The following is a 16,851-nucleotide window of genomic DNA, read 5'->3' on the forward strand; positions in this document are numbered from 1 at the left end:
GGTCATTTCTCCTTCGTGTCGTGCTTCTTGTCGGTGTCGTTCGGGAGTGCGAATGTCGCGCGCTCGGGCGCGAGCTCGAGGCGCGAGCCTCGACCCGCGGTGATCTTCTTGAGGCGACCCGTCTTGACGAGCTCATTGACGTACTCGTGCGCCGCCGTCTTCTTCGCGGTGCCCGCTTCGACGAGCAAGTCGACGAACTGCGTGACTGTCGAGCCCGTCTCACTGAATGCGCGGACGAAGTGCGCGAGCGATTCCTCGACGCGCGCGGCCTGAGCCCCGGACGGCTGCCCCTGACCGGGTGCCAGCGCCTCGAGCACGAGAGTGTCGAACTCGGCGACCGGGCGAGCACGAAGGCGAAGGATCTCGCCGGGTGCAGCGTCCTTCTGCTTGTCCGCCGAGAGGGTGAGCATGCCCGCGTCGCCGTCCAGCCTGAGCACTGTGTCGAAGTTGCCGAGGAGCGCGCTCGCGCCCCGCAAATCGCCATTCTTTCCGGCGTGATGCACGAGCATGACCGTCGTCTCACCGTCGCCGGCACGCTTGATCTGCTCGGCGGCGCTGGTGACGCGAGTCATCTCGGTGTTGTTGTTCTCTTCCGCGCCCCCGGCCACCTTGACGAGCGTGTCGAGCACGACGAGCCGGATGCCGCGATCGCGCACAAACGCTGCGAGCTCGGCGACGTCGGCGTCGCTCATGAGGTTGACCGGCGCCGGGTAGACGAAGAAGTCAGGGATCGGTCGCCCCTTGTTGAGCAACCACGCGAGGGCCGCGGCTCGCTTACGAGCACCGGCGACACCTTCGGTGAGTACGTACAGCACCGACCCCTGCTCGACCGAGCGACCGGCCCACGGCTTGCCGAGGGCGACGCACGCGGCGATCCACAGCGCGAGGAACGTCTTGAACGTGGCCGGCGGCGCGTACAACAGTGCGACTGTGTCCAGGTCCAGCACGCCGGCGACGAGTGGACGAAGCGGCGGCCCATCCACTAGCCCGGCGAAATCGAGCATCCCCTCGGAGATCGGCGGACGGTCGTTCTCTTCGTCGACGAGCTCGCGCACCATCTGCCGGTCTTCGCGCTTGCGGTTCTTCCGCTCTTCGTAGTCCGCTGCGTCGGCGAGCTTGCTGACGGGCGTGAGCGGCGCGGTCTGACGCTGATAGGCGCCCTTCCGGTAGCCGCGCTTGAAGGCCTTCTTCATGTCCCGCACCTCGTCGGGCTGCGCGACTGGCGCCGCGTCGCGCGTGCGCTTCCACGCGGTACGCGCATCGACGTATTCGGCCGGCACGCGCCGCGCGATCGCGTTCCCTGCCGCCTCGACCTGCAACGGGTCGACGGACGTGATGCCGGCGAGGATCTTCGCGAGGTCACTCTCGGCGTCGGCGCGCGAGATCGGATGGGCGGTGATGTTCACGAGACGCGCCCCTCGAGGAAGTGAATGTCGGCGAGGGCGTTCTCGATCTCGGCGCGGTAGTCAGCGCGATCCTTCGCGCGCATGGCGTCTGCTGCATCCGCGGCGTCGAGGCGACGAAGCTCGGCCTCGTAGTAGGCGATGCGCTCGTCGACGCTCGAGAGGGTGGCATCCGCGCCGCGTGCCGCGATCTGCTGCGCGAGCTCGGCGGCGGATGCCTGAGCGAAGCGGTATGCGATCAGGTGGCGCTGCGTCGCCGTCGCCTTCTCCCCGAACAGGCCGGCCTCATCGGCGCGAGCTTCCCAGTGTGCGCGCTCGTCGGGATCAGTGAAGCGGTCGGGCTTGCGTCCGCGCTCTTCTCGCACGGTCGGCGGCAATCCTCGAGCGATGCGGTCGGCGCGGTACTTCGCCCACCGCTTCTCGGCGTCGCGGCGACCCTGTTCGGGCGTGCCGGTCATGATGCGACCGGCTTCGGTGCAGCGAGAAGCTGAGCGACGCGACCGCGGACGGACTCGCTCATCGGCGGCGCCTGGCGGGCGATGTCGGCCACGACGTCATCACGTCGTGTCGTGACGATCCCGCGGATCTCGTGGTCGTTCATTGTCAGCCTTTCCCGTAGTGCTCTTCGTCTCGCGTTACGGGGCAAGGGGTGTGCTGACGATCTTTAACTTATGTCCCGCATTGACCGATGTAAAGCCATGGGTAGTGCATTCTGCGTACCGTTATGCGTTTGTGATTAGCTGTTAGCCAACTACTAGCCGAATAGTTCGGCCTGCCAGCACGACACTTTCAGGGCTCGCCTAGCGCTATCTCTTCTCGAGGTTGCTTGTTATCTCTTCTCGACCGTTGACCGTCCGCTGTTCAGTCCGGGCCGGATCCCCCTTATAGGGGGGGATCATCCGGACGGAGTAAACGGAGCATTCGGAGTATCCGGAGTGAGTCGCCAAAAACCCCGTAATCACGCGGATATATTTAGTCCGGGCGCGCAGCGCGTCACGCGGAGTATCCGGAGTGACGCCGTTTACTCCGGATCGCAAATCCGGAGTAACTTCGCACCCAACGCGCCTATGTCTCGCGCTCGTTGCGGATAGTGAGCACCGAGGCTGAACGCGAGCGGTTTTCTCGAGCGTGCCGTCGCCCTTATCCATCTGTCGCGAGCAGGATAAGCACGCCGCCGCGCGCGCACCTGTTATCCGTCCCGGGTACGCCGGATAAGCAACGGCGCCCGCTGTCGCTAATAGGGCGTACCCGGTCGAGTTATCCGGCCCGGCGCTAGGCTCGTCGCATGATCGAGGACACCGCCCGCGTGCTGTTCATCGTCGGCGCGCTGTTCGCGCTCGCCGGCCCCGCCGTCGCCGTTATCCGTACTGCCGTCAAGTACAGCGCGGCGACGAAGACGACGCTCACGCACACAGCGGTCAAGGCGCTCGTCGACCCCGATGTCGCCGTCCCTGCTGCTCGCCGCGATGCGTGGTGGGCTGTCGCCGAGTTCGCGGCGGTCGGGCTCGGCGTGGCGCTCACCGCCGTCGCCAGCCTCATCCTCATCCCATGACCGGCGACGACCTGCTCGACGACGTGGCGCAGCCGCGGTGCCCGGCGTGTGGCGTGGTGATGCGCGACGATCCGCGAGGGTTCCGCTGTCCGTCGTGCGGCCGCCTCGAGGATCACTCGGCAGAGCTCGACGCCGTGGTCATCCCGCCCGACTTCGACGGCCCGAGCATCCGCGGCGGCTGAGTGAGAATCGCTAGGCTCACCGCATGACTACCCGCATGACCGTTGCTTTCTCGGTGCTCGGCCTCGGCCTTGCTGTCGCCGCACTCGCCGGCATCCCTGCCCTCATCGAGAATCGGACGGTCGGCGATGTCGTGGTCGTGATTGGCTTCGCTGTCGCGATCATCGGCCTCGGCCTCGTCTTCTTTGCGATCCCTGGTCAGCTGAAACAGAACAGCGCACTCAAGAAGGGGGAAGAGTTCGAGATCGAGCGGCTGAAAGTCGACCGCCGTCGACTTAAGACACTCCTGGGCCACGCCGAGGCGCGTCTCGGAGCGGCATCGATGACGATCAGGTCGGCAACGCTCGCGATGCACGGTGGAACCGATGACATGAGTAAGTTGCGGGCAGAGGTCGCCGAGCTCAAGGCTGCGCTCGAGAATAACGCGATCGAGCTTCGTCGTCGCGAGGCCGACCCCAACGCGCGCTAGTGCCAGTCGAAGCGCACGGTCTTCGACATAGCCTCGTCGCTCATCCGTCGCCGGTTCCCTTGCCCGACCGAGTAGACGACGGGCGTGACGAGCGCTTCGACGATCGCGCGACGGCGACCGAGGGTGAGCGCATGCCACGTCGCCGCAACGTCTTCACTCCCGACGATCTCGCCGAGCGCGCTCGTGTCGACGCCTGAGCGAAGCTTCTCGTCGACCTCGGCGATACGCGCGTTCGCTCGTCGGGTGAGCCGTACCCGTTCGGCGCGGTCGATGAGGCCGTCCTGCTCGTCGTCGCCGTACTGACGGATGGATGCCTCGAGGCGTCGCCGCTCGTCCCTGAGCGCGCTGACGTCGTGGCGTTCGCGCTCGTCGAGCAGGTTGACGGCATCCGGCCGCGACAGCCGCGCGATGATGACCCGCTCGACGAACTCATCGAGCGGGGCGCCTCGTCGCATGAAGTGTTTCATCGACGCGCAGCGGTACGACTGGACGCCCTTCTCGCCGCCGCCCGCGCGGATGGGCAGACCGCATCCATCGACACCGCAGACGGCGATACCGGAGAGAAGCCAGCGTCGCGCCGGGCCGGGTGACGTCTTGCGCTCGGGATGCTCGAGCCGCTTCTTCGCCTCTTCCCATTCTTCGACGCTGACGATCGCGGGCCACGCGCCCGGCGTCGTCGTCTTTCGCGTGAGGGCGCGCTGATCGTACTTCTCGGCGGCTTCGGCGGGCATCCGGGCACAGTAGTAGGGCGACATGAGCATGCGTCGCACCGTCGTCGGGGAGAAGGGGACACCTTCGGGATGCCGCTTCGTCGGGATCGTGCGTCGCCCTCGGGCGTTCAGGTCACGAGCGATCGACCCGAGCGGGACGCCTGCGAGGAACGCGTCGAAGATCTCGCGCACGTCCGCGGCTCGGTTGTCGTCGCGTTCCGCTGCCGTGCCAGGGGCGCCCTTCTCCCCGTCCAGCACATACGCGGTGCCCTTTTCGCCGCGATCGGCTGTCGGCACCCACCGATAGCCGTACGGGACGCGACCCGATGTCGGCACCGCGCCGGCTTCGCGCTGTCGTCGGGCGTTGTTCGCATTCACGCGACGCTCGGCTTTGATCTCGACTTCGGCTCGCGCCACCGATGTCAGCAGGTTCGCCATGAGTCGCCCGTTGACCGTGGTGAGGTCGATGTTCTCGTCGATAGTGACGACAGCCACCCGCGCGGCGGCGAACGACTCAAGCGCGGCGAGTGAACGCCCGAGGCGGTCGAGCTTGCGAACGACAACCACGTCGAAGCGGCCGGCCCGGGCATCGTTCAGCATGCGAGAGAACGCCGTGCCCTCGTCGCGCGCCTTGTATCCGCTCACGTTGTTGTCGCGATAGACGTCGACCACCTCGAAGCCTTTCGCCGCGGCGAGACTTTCGCACCGTGCGATCTGATCCGCGATGAGCTCGTCGGCGGCGACGGACTGTCGCGCGTAGATTGCGGCGCGGATCGGGGCGAGGGTCTTCGGCGTCATGCTGTCAAGTCTGCCCTAAGCATGCGACAATGGTGGCGGTGGCGTTCGCCGGCCTGCTCGTCGTGATCATGCGCTCCGACGAGGTGAGGGGCATCCTCACGGATCTCGTCCGGCGGGCACTCACGGTCGCCTGATGCCACGTTCGTCTCGCCTGCTCGGCGGCGACCGCGGGTCGGTCGCCGCCGGGCTCGCGGTCGCCCTCCCGGCGGCGCTGATCGCCGTCGCGTTCGGCGTCGGCGCGCTCGGCGCCGCCGCGACGCAGGTCTCGCTGCAGGATGCGGCGGCGGACGCTGCCCGCCTGCTGGGGCGGGGCGAGAGCACCGCTCGGGCGGCGGCGGTGGTGCGGGATGCCGTCGACGGCGCGTCGTCGGCATCCCGATCCGCCGGCGACCTGGTGTGCGTGACGGCGTCGCTCGACCTGCGCATCGGACGCCTGATCTCGATGCCGCTGAGCGCGTCGAGCTGTGCGCTGGCGGGTGGACTGTGACGCGCCCCGCGTGGGCGGCCGGCGGCTGCCCGGACAGGAGAGCCCGATGAGCGGAACAGCGCTCGCCGCCGGCCTGGTCACGGTCGCGGCGACCCTCTCGCTCGGGCTCGCCGCCGTCGGCGGCGCAGCCGTCACGGCGCAGCGCGCCGCAGGCGCGGCCGATGCGGCCGCCCTCGCCGCAGCCGACGCAGCGTCGGGCGCCGTCACCACCGGCGAGGATGCCTGCTCTCTCGCCGCGCGCGTGGCCCTGGCATCCGGATCGGAGCTCGTCTCGTGCACCGTCGACGCGCTCACGGCGACGGTCGAGGTCAGATCCGCGTACTCTGGACTGGTCGCCGTCGCCCGTGCCCGGGCGGGACCCCCGAGAAGCTGAACGTGCGACGCCCCCTCGCACCGCCCGCGCGTCAGCCGATTCGCCGGACGAGCTCTCGGCCCATGCCGGGATCGCGGTGTGTATGGTGTGCTTCGAAGAAAGGACGCCCCCTTGGCAGAAGGCAAGAAGCTCGTCATCGTCGAGTCCCCGACGAAGATGAGGTCGATCCAGGGATACCTCGGCGACGGGTACCAGGTGCTCAGCTCGGTCGGTCACATCCGCGACCTCGCAGACAAGAAGGACATCCCGGCCGACGACAAGAAGGCGTACGGCAAGTACTCCATCGACGTCGAGAACGACTTCGACCCTTACTACGTGGTGTCCGATCGCAAGACCAAGACGGTCGCCGAGCTGCGCCGTGCGCTGAAGAGCGCCGACGAGGTCCTGCTCGCCACAGATGAGGACCGCGAAGGCGAGGCCATCGCCTGGCACCTGCTCGAGACGCTCAAGCCCAAGGTGCCCGTCAAGCGCATGGTCTTCCACGAGATCACCGAAGACGCCATCCAGGCCGCCGTGGGCAACACGCGAGAGCTCGACCTCGCCCTCGTCGACGCGCAGGAGACCCGCCGCATCCTCGACCGGCTGTACGGCTGGGATGTCTCTCCGGTGCTCTGGTACAAGGTCAAGTCGGGGCTGTCCGCCGGCCGCGTGCAGTCGGCCGCCACCCGCATGGTGGTCGAGCGCGAGCGCGAGCGGATGGCGTTCGTCTCGGCGGAGTACTGGGATGTCGAGTCGCAGGCGTCCGCGTCGGCGGGCTCGGCCCAGGGATCCGCGTTCGGTGTGCGTCTCGTGCGCGTCGACGGTGGTCAGCTCGCCCGCGGAACCGACTTCGACGACACCGGAAAGCTCAAGAAGGCCGTCGTCGTGCTCTCCGAGGCCGACGCCGAAGCGCTGGCCGTAGCCGTGGACGCCACAGGAACGGCGACCGTCTCCAAGGTCGAGGCGAAGCCCGGCACCCGCAGCCCCTACGCGCCCTTCACCACTTCCACGCTGCAGCAGGAGGCCGGACGCAAGCTCTCGATGAGCGCCAAGCAGGCGATGAGCGTCGCCCAGCGGCTCTACGAGAAGGGGTACATCACCTATATGCGCACCGACTCGGTCGCGCTGAGCACGCAAGCGATCCAGGCTGCGCGAAACCAGGCGGTGGCCCTGTACGGCGACTCGGCCGTGCCGTTGAAGCCGCGCGTCTACAAGTCGAAGAGCAAGAACGCGCAGGAGGCGCACGAGGCGATCCGTCCGTCGGGCGAGACCTTCCGCACACCCGCGTCGGTCGCCTCCGGCCTCGACCGCGAAGAGCAGCGCCTGTACGACCTGATCTGGAAGCGCACCGTCGCCAGCCAGATGTCGGATGCCAAGTACGAGACCACCACGGTCACCCTCGAGACCCAGGCTGCCGGCAAGCGGGTCGAGTTCACGGCATCCGGAACCGTCTACACGTTCAAGGGCTTCCTCGAGGCATACGAGGAGGGTCGCGACGAGAAGCGCAACGCGCAGGACTCCTCGGCCGACCAGTCGCTGCCCGCCGTGACCGTCGGTGACGAGCTCGCCATCGGCGAATCCGTGGCGAAGGGGCACCGCACCACGCCGAAACCGCGCTACACCGAGGCCTCGCTGGTGAAGGCCCTCGAAGAGCACGGCATCGGCCGCCCGTCGACCTTCGCGAGCATCATCGGCACCGTCATCGATCGCGGCTACGCGACCAAGCGCGGACAGGCGCTGGTGCCCACGTGGCTGGCGTTCAGCGTCGTGCGGCTGCTCGAGCAGCACTTCGCCGACCTGATCGACTACGACTTCACCGCAGCCCTCGAAGACGACCTCGACGCGATCGCCCGCGGCGAGCAGAACCGCGTCGAGTGGCTGAAGTCGTTCTACTACGGCTCCGAGAATCAGGTGGGCCTGCGACAGGTCGTCGACAACCTCGGCGAGATCGACGCGCGGGCGCTGAACTCGACGCGCATCACCGACGATGCCACGCTCCGCTTCGGCAAGTACGGCCCGTACCTCGAGGTCGCCGATCCGGCGGACCCCGAGGCCAAGCCGCGCATCGTCAACGTGCCCGAGGACCTCGCGCCGGATGAGCTCACCGCCGACAAGGCGCGCGAGCTGATCGACGCGCCCGTCGCCGGCGATCGTGTGCTCGGCGAGAACCCCGAGAACGGCAAGATCATCGTCGTCAAGGACGGCCGCTTCGGCCCGTACGTGCAGGAGAACGACCCGGTCTCCGAAGACGACGCCGTCGATGAGTCGACCGGCGAGGTCCTGCCACAGGCTCAGGAAGCCGGTTCGAAGGGCAAGAAGAAGACGAAGAAGGGTGCGGCGCCCAAGCCCCGCACCGCGTCGCTGTTCCGCTCGATGTCGGTCGACACGATCGACCTCGACACCGCGCTGCAGCTGCTCAGCCTGCCGCGCGTGGTCGGAGCCGATCCCGCCACGGGTGAGGAGATCACCGCGCAGAACGGACGCTTCGGGCCCTACCTGAAGAAGGGCACCGACTCGCGCTCGCTGGAGAGCGAGTCGCAGATCTTCGACGTCACACTCGAGAAGGCACTCGAGCTGTACGCCCAGCCGAAGTACGGCGGGCGCAAGGCGTCCAGCGCGCTGAAGGAATTCGAGGCCGATCCCGTCAGCGGCAAGCCGATCCGCATCCGCGACGGCCGCTTCGGCGCCTATGTCACCGATGGCGAGACCAACGTGACCATCCCGCGCGGGCAGACCCCCGACGACGTCACGTTCGAGATCGCCGTCCAGATGCTCGCCGACAAGCGGGCCAAGGGCCCCGCGCCCAAACGCGGTGCGAAGAAGTCGACCGTGAAGAAGGCCCCGGCCGAGAAGCCGGCAGCCAAGAAGAGCGCAGCCAGGAAGCCGGCCGCCAAGAAGACCACGACGAAGCCGGCCTCGGACGCCGACAAGGCGGCGGCGCGCTCTGCAGCGGCGAAGAAGGCCGCCGCCACGCGCAAGGCGAACGCGATCGCGAAGGCCGACGCGGCACGCGCGGCGGCCAAGGCAGACGCGTGACCCGGGAACAGCCGGGGCTGTGGATAACGTTCGAAGGCGGTGACGGCTCGGGCAAGACCACCCAGGCCGGGCTGCTCGCGCAGTGGATGCAGCAGCGCGGTCGCACCGTGCTGCACACCCGCGAGCCCGGCGGCTCCGAGGTCGGCACCCTCATCCGCGACATCGTGCTTCACCACCGAGGCGACATCGCACCCCGTGCCGAAGCTCTGCTGTACGCAGCCGACCGCGCCCACCATGTCGCGACGGTCGTCCGACCGGCGCTGGACCGCGGCGACGTCGTCATCCAGGACCGCTACCTCGACTCGTCCGTCGCGTATCAGGGTGCCGGGCGCGTGCTCGACGCCGCCGAGGTGCGCGACCTCTCGCTGTGGGCGACCGAGGGCGCGCTGCCTGATCTGACCGTGCTGCTCGACCTCGACCCGTCGACGGCCCGTCGCCGGCTCGACGCGGACGACAAGCCGTTCGATCGTCTCGAGGCCGAGAAAGAGGACTTCCACGCCCGCGTGCGAGCGGCGTATCTCGCGCTCGCCGCCGCCGAGCCGCAGCGATTCCTCGTCGTCGACGCCTCGCTCGACCCCGATGACATCGCCGTGCTGATCCGGGCGCGCATGTCGATCCTCGTCTGAGCGGGCGGAGCATCAGGCGATGTCGGCCCCGCGGATAGGCTGGAGAGCATGACAGCCCTCGCCACTGCGCCGTTCCCGTGGACGGACGTGTGGGGGCAGGATGCCGCGGTGCAGACCCTCCGTCAGGCCGCAGCCGACCCGGCATCCCTGTCGCACGCCTGGCTGATCACCGGCCCGCCGGGGTCGGGACGATCCACTCTGGCCTACGCGTTCGCGGCCGCGCTCATCGCGGACGAGCCGGGCGACGAGGCCACCATGCGTCAGGTGCTCGCGCGTACGCATCCGGATGTCACGGCGCTGCGCACCGACAAGGTGATCATCACCATCGCCGAGGCGCGCGCCCTGGTCGAGCGGTCATACTTCGCCCCGTCCGCCGGACGCTACCGGGTGATCGTCGTCGAAGACGCCGATCGCATGGTCGAGCGCACCTCGAATGTGCTGCTGAAGGCTCTCGAAGAACCGCCGGAGAAGACGGTGTGGGTGCTGTGCGCCCCCAGCGAGGCCGACCTGCTTCCCACCATCCGCTCGCGGGTGCGCCCGCTGCGCCTGCGCGAACCCGACGTCGACGACGTGGCGCGACTCATCGCTGCCCGCACCGGCGTCGACGCCGCCGTCGCCGAGCAGGCCGCCCGGCATGCGCAGCGGCACATCGGCATGGCACAGCGGCTGGCGACCGACGACGCCGCGCGGCGCCGGCGCGACGAGACGCTGCGCGCCGTGCTCGGCGTGCGGGGGGTCAGCACGGCCGTCGAGGTCGCCGGGACGATCATCCAGGCCGCGACCGACGACGCGAAGTCGCTCACCGCCGAGCGCGATGCCGCCGAGCGAGCCACTCTGCTTCGCACCGTCGGTATCGCCGAGGGGCAGGCCGTGCCGCCCGCGCTGCGGGCGCAGATCAGTGCCCTCGAGGATGATCAGCGCAAGCGCGCCACGCGCAGCCTGCGCGACGGGATCGACCGGGTGCTCACCGACCTGCAGTCCCTGTACCGGGACGTCGTCATGCTGCAGTTCGAGCGCGGCGACCAGCTGATCAACCGCGAGCTGCGCGACGAGCTCGAGCGCATCGCCGGCGCGTGGCCGGTCGAGCGCACCATTCTCGTGCTCGATGCCGTCGCCGCCACCCGCGAATCCCTGGAGCGCAACGTCGCGCCGCTCCTCGCCGTCGAGAGTCTTCTCGTGACCGTCTCCAGCGGAAGGACCCCGTGAACCTCCGAACCTCCAGGTCCCGCCCGCTGCGCCGGGTGGCCGCCGTGCTCGCCGGCCTCGCTGCGGCGTCACTCGTGCTCTCCGGTTGCCTGTACGCGCAGATCCCGGAGACTCCCAGCTCGATCTCCCGTGACCCCGACCTGTCTGGCGTCCCCGAACAGCTGCAGTCGTACTACTCGCAGAAGCTCGAGTGGGAGGGGTGCGGAGCCCGGTTCGACTGCACCGAGGTCACCGCCCCGCGCGACTGGGACGACCCGTCGGCGGGCGACCTGACCCTGTCGGTCATCCGCCACCAGGCGACCGGGGAGTTCCAGGGCTCGCTGCTGATCAACCCCGGCGGGCCCGGCTCGAGCGCATACGACTTCGTCGCCCAGAGTCTCGAGTACGCGGTCGGGGCCGACCTCATCGAGCGCTTCGACGTGATCGGATTCGACCCGCGCGGCGTCGGCCGTTCGAGCGCGGTCTCGTGCCTCGACGCCGAGCAGATGGACGAGTACAACTACGGCGTGCTCGACGCCCCTCGCGACACTGCGGAGTGGGAGGCGGAGATCACGGTGCGCAACCAGCAGTACGCCGATGCCTGCGAGGCGAACAGCGACGGGCTGCTGCCGCACATCACGACGATCAACTCGGCCCGTGACATGGATCTGATCCGCGGGGTGCTGGGCGACAAGACCTTGAACTACCTCGGCTACTCGTACGGCACGTTCCTCGGCGCGACCTACGCGAAGCTGTTCCCCGAGCGGGCCCAGCGGCTGGTGCTCGACGGGGCGATTGACCCGGCCGTCCCCGGGCTGGACGTCGGCACCACGCAGGCGGTCGGCTTCGAATCAGCGCTGCGCGCGTACCTCTCCGGATGCCTCTCCGGCGCGGACTGCCCGTTCAACGGCTCGGTGGACGAGGCTATCGCCGACGTCCAGGCGCTGCTCGCCACGGTCGCCCGCACGCCGATCGAGAACGGCGACGGGCGGATGCTGACCGTCGACACGATGATCACCGGCATCATCACCGCGATGTACAGCGAGCAGAGCTGGCCGTACCTCACCCAGGGGTTCACCGCCGTGCTGCAGGGCGATCCGTCGGTGCTGTTCGCGCTGGCCGACAGCTACAACGGCCGTGAACCCGACGGCACCTACGCCGACAACTCCGCCGAGGCGTTCCGGGCGTACAACTGCATGGACTACCCCGTCGAGGACGACCCCACAGCGGAAGCCGCGGCGATCGCGAAGATCGAGAAGCTCGCCCCGACGTTCGCCCCGTACTGGCAGGGCCCCGACCCGTGCGAGGTGTGGCCGTACCCACCGGTCGGCGTGCGCGAGCCGATCGCCGCGTCCGGCTCCGGCCCGATCGTCGTGGTCGGCACCACGAACGACCCCGCGACCCCCTACGAGTGGTCGCAGTCGCTCGCGCAGCAGCTCGAGAATGGAGTGCTCGTCACCCGGGTGGGCGAGGGTCACACGGGCTACAACAAGGGCAGCAGCTGCGTCGATGATGCGGTCGAGGCCTTCCTCATCGACGGGACGATTCCCGACGACGGGCTGCGCTGCGAGTGACGCGCGAACGGGGCCTGCTCGGTTTCGCGCGCACCGGATCGTCGTAGTAGGATCTTTGCTTGTGCCGCAGTCCGCTGCGCACGCCACCTTAGCTCAGTGGTAGAGCATCCCACTCGTAATGGGAAGGCCGTCAGTTCGATCCTGACAGGTGGCTCGAGAAAGGCCCGGGACGCACAGCATCCCGGGCCTTCGATCGTCTCGGCGGCGCTCCGATCAGATGATCGAGCGGCCCTCGGCCTTGGCCTTCTTCGCCTCCTTGGCGAACGCACGGACGATGACGGTGAGCACTCCGGCCACGACCACGGGCCACATCAGCACGTAGCCGGTCAGAGCGATGGTGGACAGTTCCATGTCAGTTCCTCTCGTTCTCAGCGGACAGCGACTCGGTATCGGTCAACCGCATCAGTTCGGCGTTGAGCTCGCCGGTGTCGACCGAGTCGAAGTCGCCGGTGCGGTGCTTGATCAGCTCGAAGTCGAAGTCCTCCTTCTTGCTGGGCAGAGTGAGGGCGACGCAGACGATCGTCGACACCGCGTACGCGACGAGGGAGCCCGACAGCACCGGGTAGGTGTGCAGGAATCCGATCGCGAAGGGCGCGGATGCCAGGGTCGCGACCGCTCCGATGATGAGCGCCACGCGCTTTCCGAAGAAGCCGAACGCCATCAGCCCCAGCACGACGCCGATGCCGATCGTCGAGATGACGTCTGAGACGACGCCGATCGGACCGTTCAGGTCGACCCACTCGAAGCGCACCGGCAGGAACGCGGCCAGTGCGACGACCACCGACACCGAGAACGCGAGGTTGGTGACGCGGTTCCAGTAGAAGCTCGCGATCACGGGGAACACCAGAGCGCCCCACAGCGCGCCGACGAACACCAGCAGGTCGAGGATGTTCAACCTGCTGCCGGCGAAGTACAGGCCGGCGACCATCGCGACGACCATCGTGATGCGGCCGACGAGCACCATCGTGCGTGGGTTCGCGTTCTTCTTGCCGGCGATGTTCTGCCCGTAGACGTCAGCCATGATGATCGATGACAGGGCCGTCAGGTCGGCATCCGCCGTCGACGACAGCGAGCCGATGATCATCACGAAGAACACGCACAGCAGCAGCGGCGACAGGTAGGTCGCAGCCATCTGCGGGATCAGGTTGTTCACGTCGCCGCCCGTAGGGGTGACGCCCGCGTACAGGGCGATCACGCCCAGCATCCCGATGCCGATGATCGTCGCGCCGTACCCGAAGGTCGCGGTGATGAAGGTCTTCTTGATGAGGTCTTCACGCACGGCGAACAGGCGCTGCGCGATGGTCTGGTTTCCGATCGCGTAGGCGAGCACGGCGGCGATGTACGGGGCGCCCTGGTTGAAGAACGCGTCGGACGAGAAGAAGTCCGCCTGCTGCGGGGTGAGGTTCGACGCCCCCGTCTCGAACAGGCTCGGGCCGCCGGCGGCGAAGAAGATCACCGGGATGATCACGATCACCGCGCCGAGCATGGCCACCACCTGCGCGAAGTCGGTGAGCACCGACGCGCGGAACCCCGACCACAGCGTGTAGAGCAGCACACCCGCGCCGATGGCGAGGATGCCCTGGCTGAAGCTGAACGGCGAGAGCATCGAGATCAGCGCGCCACCGGCGATGAGGTTCGAGGTGAGGCTGATGATGCTGCCGAGGACGTTGGATCCGGCGAGCATCAGCTGGCTGGAGCGGCCGTGCCGGGCGAACATCACCTCGGCGATCGTGTGCGCCTTGGGCGCCACCTGGCGGATGCGCCTGCCGAAGGGGTAGATGAGCAGGATCATCAACGCGCCCCACAGTCCGTAGTGGATGGGGCCGGAGATGCCGTAGGTGTAGCCGGATGTGGCCGAGGCGTACATCGACGACGCCCAGATCCAGGTGGCGGTCATGGATGCGGCTGAGATGCCGAACCCGATCTTGCCGCCGCCGGTCATGTAGCCGTCGGCGTTCTCGGTGCGCTTGCGAATGCGCAGCGACATGTACAGGCTGCCACCGAAGAACAGCAGCATGAGCAGGACCACGATGGGTCCAGCGAGTGTTTGCAGGTTTTCCACGTTTCTCTCTCTGGTCGAAGGGCCGGCGGCGCTGCCGGTGGGCGGGACGAGAGAGCACTAACGGGACGGGAGTGTGGCCTTGAGAGGGCCGGTGAGCAGACAGATGGACGGTTCGGGGGCGAAACGGATTCTGGGCGGCATACGCTTCCTTCTCACGGTGAGCACGCGCGCGGATGTCGCCTCCGCCGAGAAGCGACGCGTGCGTGCGCGGAAGGCCGAAGCCTCCGCGCGAGCCGGAGAGAACGGGCGCTGCTCACGACGCAGGCGGTTCGTCGTGGCGCGCCCAGGGGCGGACCTCTGGTCCTCATCGGGGCGGACGCTCGTGACCGGGCGGCAGCGCTGCGAGCATGTCCGGCCCGCCTCTCCACGGTAGCAACAGGGCGGGGCAAGTCAAATGCGGGCCGGACGGCGTCGCGCCGGAGCCACCGTCGATCCCCTCCGACGCGTACGCTCGGTGCATGACCAGGGCTCTTCTCATCGTCGACGTGCAGAACGACTTCACCGAGCACGGCGCCCTCGCCGTGGCCGGCGGTGATGCCGTGGCGTCGGGAGTGTCGGCGCTGCTGGCAGGCCACGCCGCCGACTACGGCGTCATCATCGCGTCGCGCGACTGGCACGAACCCGACAGCGACAACGGCGGCCACATCTCGGGGCAGCCGGACTACGTCGACACCCGGCCCGCGCACTGCATCGCGGATACGGAGGGCGCGGCCTACGACCCGCTGCTCGACACGACGGCGATCACGCACCATGTGCGCAAGGGGCAGGGCATCCCGGCCTATTCGATGTTCGAGGGCGTCACCGACGGCGGGGAGCGGACGGCCGAGATCCTCGCCGCGCACGGCGTGACCGATGCCGACGTGGTCGGCATCGCCACCGACCACTGCGTGCGAGCTTCCGCGCTGGACGCGATCGCACACGGCATCCGGATACGCGTGCTCACAGACCTCGTCGCGGGTGTCGCCGAGGAGTCCAGCGCGGCGGCGCTCGCCGAGCTCGCACACGCCGGAGCAGAACTCTCCGGCGCCGGGCGATGACCGGCCGCTGCGCTCTGCTGCTGCGGGCGGTGAACGTTTCAGGGACCAACCGAGTGCCGATGGCCGAGCTGAGGTCGCTGCTGTCGGAGCGAGGCGGCCTGCAGAACGTGTCGACCTACATCGCCAGCGGCAACATCATCTGCGACGCACCGCACGATCTCGCGAGCGCATGCGCAGACGTGCGGGCACTCGTCGCCGACGAGTTCGGCGTCGACACTCCGGTGATCGCACGGACCCACGCGGATCTCGCACGTGTCGAGCGCGCTGATCCGTTCGGGGACGCGGGGCTCGACAAGATGGTGCACGTGATGTTCCTCGAGGGCGAGGCCGCCGCCGGAGCGGTCGATCAGCTCACCGAGCAGGTGCGGCCCGGTGAGCGCATCGCGCTCGTCGGACGCGAACTGTGGATCGACTACGGTCAGGGCGGCGTCGCGTCGACCAAGCTCACCCGAGCGGTGCTCGATCGCGCACTCGGCACAGCGGGCACCGCGCGCAACCGCAAGACCCTGCGCACACTGGTGGAGCTGACCGCGACCACCGCCCGCGCATGACAGAGCCGGGGACGGATGCACCGGCCCCGGCTCTGTGAGCTGGTCTACTCAGCTGTCGACGTCGACCCGGACCACTGCGAGCTCGGCGTCTAGGTCGACCTCGACCTCGACGCGGTCTTCGCCACGCAGCTCGACCTCGTAGGCCGAGCCTGAGCCACTCGTCGACAGCGCGTGGAACGTCGCCTCTGCCGCTCCGGCGTCGTCGGCGGCCGACTGTGCGGCGGTGAGGATGTCGCCGAGCCGGGCCAGGTCGATCACCGGATCGTCGCCGTCGCCGTCATCCGCATCGTCGTCCCCGCGCTCGCGCACGACGCCCTCGGGAGTGACGAAGAGGTCGACCTCGGTGCCGTCGGCCAGGCGGGCGTCGACGTCGTACCCGCCGCGCTCGACCTCGATCGAGGTGATCCCCTCGGCCGAGGCATGCTCGATCGTGGCCTCCGCGGCCGAGCGCAGCGCGGCGGCATCGGCGGGAGCCCACGCCGCGCTGCCGTCGCCGCCGCGGTCGTCGCGGTCGTCGTCACGGCCCTGTGCGGGCCCGCCGTCGCGCGCGTCGTCGTCGTGAGAGCCGGGCGCGTGGATGCCGGGCCGGTCGTCGTCATCGTCGCCCACCGCGGCGCCGATCGCATATGCGCCGCCGCCGAAGGCGAGCAGCGCGACAGCGGCGCCGGCGCCGATCAGGATCGTGCGGGTGCGGCGCCGTCCGCGAGTGGGGTTCTTCGCGTCAGCGCCGGCATCGGCGCCGGAATCGGCGGGAGCGGTCGAGGGGGCGGGGGTCTTCTCGTCGTTGTCCATGTCTCCACTGTGCTCCGCAGGCGGTGAAGCGCTCCTG

At 68.7% G+C, this 16,851-nt stretch carries 18 protein-coding genes, 1 tRNA gene and 1 pseudogene; 13 read left to right on the top strand and 7 right to left on the bottom strand.

From position 1 onward, the window contains the following. Window positions 1–2: 2 nt before the first annotated feature. From ACWGSM_RS06175 to ACWGSM_RS06185, 3 genes are read right to left on the bottom strand one after another with little or no spacing between them, the layout of a single operon-like run. Entirely contained in the window at window positions 3–1,406 is a 1,404-nt protein-coding gene (locus ACWGSM_RS06175) for an AAA family ATPase (RefSeq protein WP_452322057.1), read from the bottom strand. Then, complete coding sequence (locus ACWGSM_RS06180; protein WP_452322058.1) at window positions 1,403–1,861, bottom strand: hypothetical protein; 459 nt, start codon at window positions 1,859–1,861, stop codon at window positions 1,403–1,405. The genes ACWGSM_RS06175 and ACWGSM_RS06180 overlap by 4 nt, the downstream gene beginning before the upstream one ends. Continuing rightward, window positions 1,858–2,004, bottom strand: a complete 147-nt coding sequence (locus tag ACWGSM_RS06185) for a hypothetical protein (RefSeq protein ID WP_452322059.1) — start codon at window positions 2,002–2,004, stop codon at window positions 1,858–1,860. Before ACWGSM_RS06185 ends, ACWGSM_RS06180 begins: the two co-directional genes overlap by 4 nt. Before the next feature lie 684 nt (window positions 2,005–2,688). Here ACWGSM_RS06185 and ACWGSM_RS06190 point away from each other — a divergent pair. From ACWGSM_RS06190 to ACWGSM_RS06200, 3 genes are read left to right on the top strand one after another with little or no spacing between them, the layout of a single operon-like run. Then, window positions 2,689–2,955 carry a hypothetical protein gene (locus ACWGSM_RS06190; RefSeq protein ID WP_452322060.1) on the top strand — a complete coding sequence of 89 codons (267 nt, stop codon included), beginning with the start codon at window positions 2,689–2,691 and terminating at the stop codon, window positions 2,953–2,955. Beyond that, window positions 2,952–3,137, top strand: coding sequence for a hypothetical protein (locus tag ACWGSM_RS06195; protein WP_452322061.1), 186 nt, complete (start codon window positions 2,952–2,954; stop codon window positions 3,135–3,137). The genes ACWGSM_RS06190 and ACWGSM_RS06195 overlap by 4 nt, the downstream gene beginning before the upstream one ends. 23 nt (window positions 3,138–3,160) lie before the next feature. After that, window positions 3,161–3,604 (top strand): hypothetical protein, encoded by a 444-nt coding sequence (locus tag ACWGSM_RS06200; RefSeq protein WP_452322062.1) that lies wholly within the window; start codon window positions 3,161–3,163, stop codon window positions 3,602–3,604. Here the strand turns inward: ACWGSM_RS06200 and ACWGSM_RS06205 are convergent. Beyond that, the gene (locus ACWGSM_RS06205) at window positions 3,601–5,112 is read right to left on the bottom strand and encodes a recombinase family protein (protein WP_452322063.1); all 1,512 of its coding nucleotides are present in this window, start codon (window positions 5,110–5,112) and stop codon (window positions 3,601–3,603) included. The genes ACWGSM_RS06200 and ACWGSM_RS06205 overlap by 4 nt on opposite strands. Before the next feature lie 23 nt (window positions 5,113–5,135). Here ACWGSM_RS06205 and ACWGSM_RS06210 point away from each other — a divergent pair. The 8 genes and pseudogenes from ACWGSM_RS06210 to ACWGSM_RS06245 form a co-directional block, all read left to right on the top strand. Then, window positions 5,136–5,246, top strand: a pseudogene (locus tag ACWGSM_RS06210) (DUF4244 domain-containing protein); the annotation flags it as partial. Continuing rightward, window positions 5,246–5,599: a TadE family type IV pilus minor pilin gene (locus ACWGSM_RS06215; protein WP_452322064.1), complete on the top strand. Its 354-nt coding sequence runs from the start codon at window positions 5,246–5,248 to the stop codon at window positions 5,597–5,599. The pseudogene ACWGSM_RS06210 and the gene ACWGSM_RS06215, both read left to right, overlap by 1 nt. Window positions 5,600–5,645: 46 nt before the next feature. Then, the gene (locus ACWGSM_RS06220) at window positions 5,646–5,972 is read left to right on the top strand and encodes an Rv3654c family TadE-like protein (protein ID WP_452322065.1); all 327 of its coding nucleotides are present in this window, start codon (window positions 5,646–5,648) and stop codon (window positions 5,970–5,972) included. Window positions 5,973–6,083: 111 nt separating this feature from the next. Continuing rightward, entirely contained in the window at window positions 6,084–8,987 is a 2,904-nt protein-coding gene (topA, locus tag ACWGSM_RS06225) for a type I DNA topoisomerase (RefSeq protein ID WP_452322066.1), read from the top strand. Beyond that, window positions 8,984–9,613 (top strand): dTMP kinase, encoded by a 630-nt coding sequence (gene tmk, locus ACWGSM_RS06230; protein WP_452322067.1) that lies wholly within the window; start codon window positions 8,984–8,986, stop codon window positions 9,611–9,613. Before topA ends, tmk begins: the two co-directional genes overlap by 4 nt. A gap of 48 nt (window positions 9,614–9,661) precedes the next feature. Next, on the top strand, window positions 9,662–10,819 hold the full coding sequence (locus ACWGSM_RS06235; protein ID WP_452322068.1) for a DNA polymerase III subunit delta': 1,158 nt from the start codon (window positions 9,662–9,664) through the stop codon (window positions 10,817–10,819). Further along, window positions 10,816–12,372 carry an alpha/beta hydrolase gene (locus ACWGSM_RS06240; protein ID WP_452322069.1) on the top strand — a complete coding sequence of 519 codons (1,557 nt, stop codon included), beginning with the start codon at window positions 10,816–10,818 and terminating at the stop codon, window positions 12,370–12,372. The genes ACWGSM_RS06235 and ACWGSM_RS06240 overlap by 4 nt, the downstream gene beginning before the upstream one ends. A gap of 82 nt (window positions 12,373–12,454) precedes the next feature. Beyond that, window positions 12,455–12,526, top strand: a tRNA-Thr gene (locus ACWGSM_RS06245). A gap of 59 nt (window positions 12,527–12,585) precedes the next feature. Here the strand turns inward: ACWGSM_RS06245 and ACWGSM_RS06250 are convergent. Both ACWGSM_RS06250 and ACWGSM_RS06255 read right to left on the bottom strand, forming a co-directional pair. Beyond that, window positions 12,586–12,723 (bottom strand): putative transporter small subunit, encoded by a 138-nt coding sequence (locus ACWGSM_RS06250; protein WP_452322070.1) that lies wholly within the window; start codon window positions 12,721–12,723, stop codon window positions 12,586–12,588. Between the two features lies 1 nt (window position 12,724). After that, window positions 12,725–14,389 (bottom strand): sodium:solute symporter family protein, encoded by a 1,665-nt coding sequence (locus ACWGSM_RS06255; protein WP_452322140.1) that lies wholly within the window; start codon window positions 14,387–14,389, stop codon window positions 12,725–12,727. A gap of 503 nt (window positions 14,390–14,892) precedes the next feature. Between ACWGSM_RS06255 and ACWGSM_RS06260 the strand changes: the two genes are divergently transcribed. Continuing rightward, window positions 14,893–15,471: an isochorismatase family protein gene (locus tag ACWGSM_RS06260; protein WP_452322071.1), complete on the top strand. Its 579-nt coding sequence runs from the start codon at window positions 14,893–14,895 to the stop codon at window positions 15,469–15,471. Then, window positions 15,468–16,022, top strand: a complete 555-nt coding sequence (locus ACWGSM_RS06265) for a DUF1697 domain-containing protein (protein ID WP_452322072.1) — start codon at window positions 15,468–15,470, stop codon at window positions 16,020–16,022. Before ACWGSM_RS06260 ends, ACWGSM_RS06265 begins: the two co-directional genes overlap by 4 nt. 48 nt (window positions 16,023–16,070) lie before the next feature. On the opposite strand, the gene ACWGSM_RS06270 is transcribed toward ACWGSM_RS06265, so the two are convergent. Next, a complete protein-coding gene (locus tag ACWGSM_RS06270) occupies window positions 16,071–16,814 on the bottom strand; it encodes a hypothetical protein (RefSeq protein ID WP_452322073.1) in 744 nt (247 codons plus the stop codon). Window positions 16,815–16,851 lie beyond the last annotated feature (37 nt).

Source organism: Microbacterium sp. NPDC055521 (genome assembly GCF_053619695.1).

Excerpts from the sequence above, each read along its gene's own strand:
- ACWGSM_RS06180 (WP_452322058.1), bottom strand. The coding sequence starts at position 1,861 with ATGACCGGCACGCCCGAACAGGGTCGCCGCGACGCCGAGAAGCGGTGG.
- ACWGSM_RS06185 (WP_452322059.1), bottom strand. The coding sequence starts at position 2,004 with ATGAACGACCACGAGATCCGCGGGATCGTCACGACACGACGTGATGAC.
- ACWGSM_RS06190 (WP_452322060.1), top strand. The coding sequence starts at position 2,689 with ATGATCGAGGACACCGCCCGCGTGCTGTTCATCGTCGGCGCGCTGTTC.
- ACWGSM_RS06195 (WP_452322061.1), top strand. The coding sequence starts at position 2,952 with ATGACCGGCGACGACCTGCTCGACGACGTGGCGCAGCCGCGGTGCCCG.
- ACWGSM_RS06200 (WP_452322062.1), top strand. The coding sequence starts at position 3,161 with ATGACTACCCGCATGACCGTTGCTTTCTCGGTGCTCGGCCTCGGCCTT.
- ACWGSM_RS06205 (WP_452322063.1), bottom strand. The coding sequence starts at position 5,112 with ATGACGCCGAAGACCCTCGCCCCGATCCGCGCCGCAATCTACGCGCGA.
- ACWGSM_RS06215 (WP_452322064.1), top strand. The coding sequence starts at position 5,246 with ATGCCACGTTCGTCTCGCCTGCTCGGCGGCGACCGCGGGTCGGTCGCC.
- ACWGSM_RS06220 (WP_452322065.1), top strand. The coding sequence starts at position 5,646 with ATGAGCGGAACAGCGCTCGCCGCCGGCCTGGTCACGGTCGCGGCGACC.
- ACWGSM_RS06235 (WP_452322068.1), top strand. The coding sequence starts at position 9,662 with ATGACAGCCCTCGCCACTGCGCCGTTCCCGTGGACGGACGTGTGGGGG.
- ACWGSM_RS06250 (WP_452322070.1), bottom strand. The coding sequence starts at position 12,723 with ATGGAACTGTCCACCATCGCTCTGACCGGCTACGTGCTGATGTGGCCC.
- ACWGSM_RS06255 (WP_452322140.1), bottom strand. The coding sequence starts at position 14,389 with ATGCTGCTGTTCTTCGGTGGCAGCCTGTACATGTCGCTGCGCATTCGC.
- ACWGSM_RS06260 (WP_452322071.1), top strand. The coding sequence starts at position 14,893 with ATGACCAGGGCTCTTCTCATCGTCGACGTGCAGAACGACTTCACCGAG.
- ACWGSM_RS06265 (WP_452322072.1), top strand. The coding sequence starts at position 15,468 with ATGACCGGCCGCTGCGCTCTGCTGCTGCGGGCGGTGAACGTTTCAGGG.
- ACWGSM_RS06270 (WP_452322073.1), bottom strand. The coding sequence starts at position 16,814 with ATGGACAACGACGAGAAGACCCCCGCCCCCTCGACCGCTCCCGCCGAT.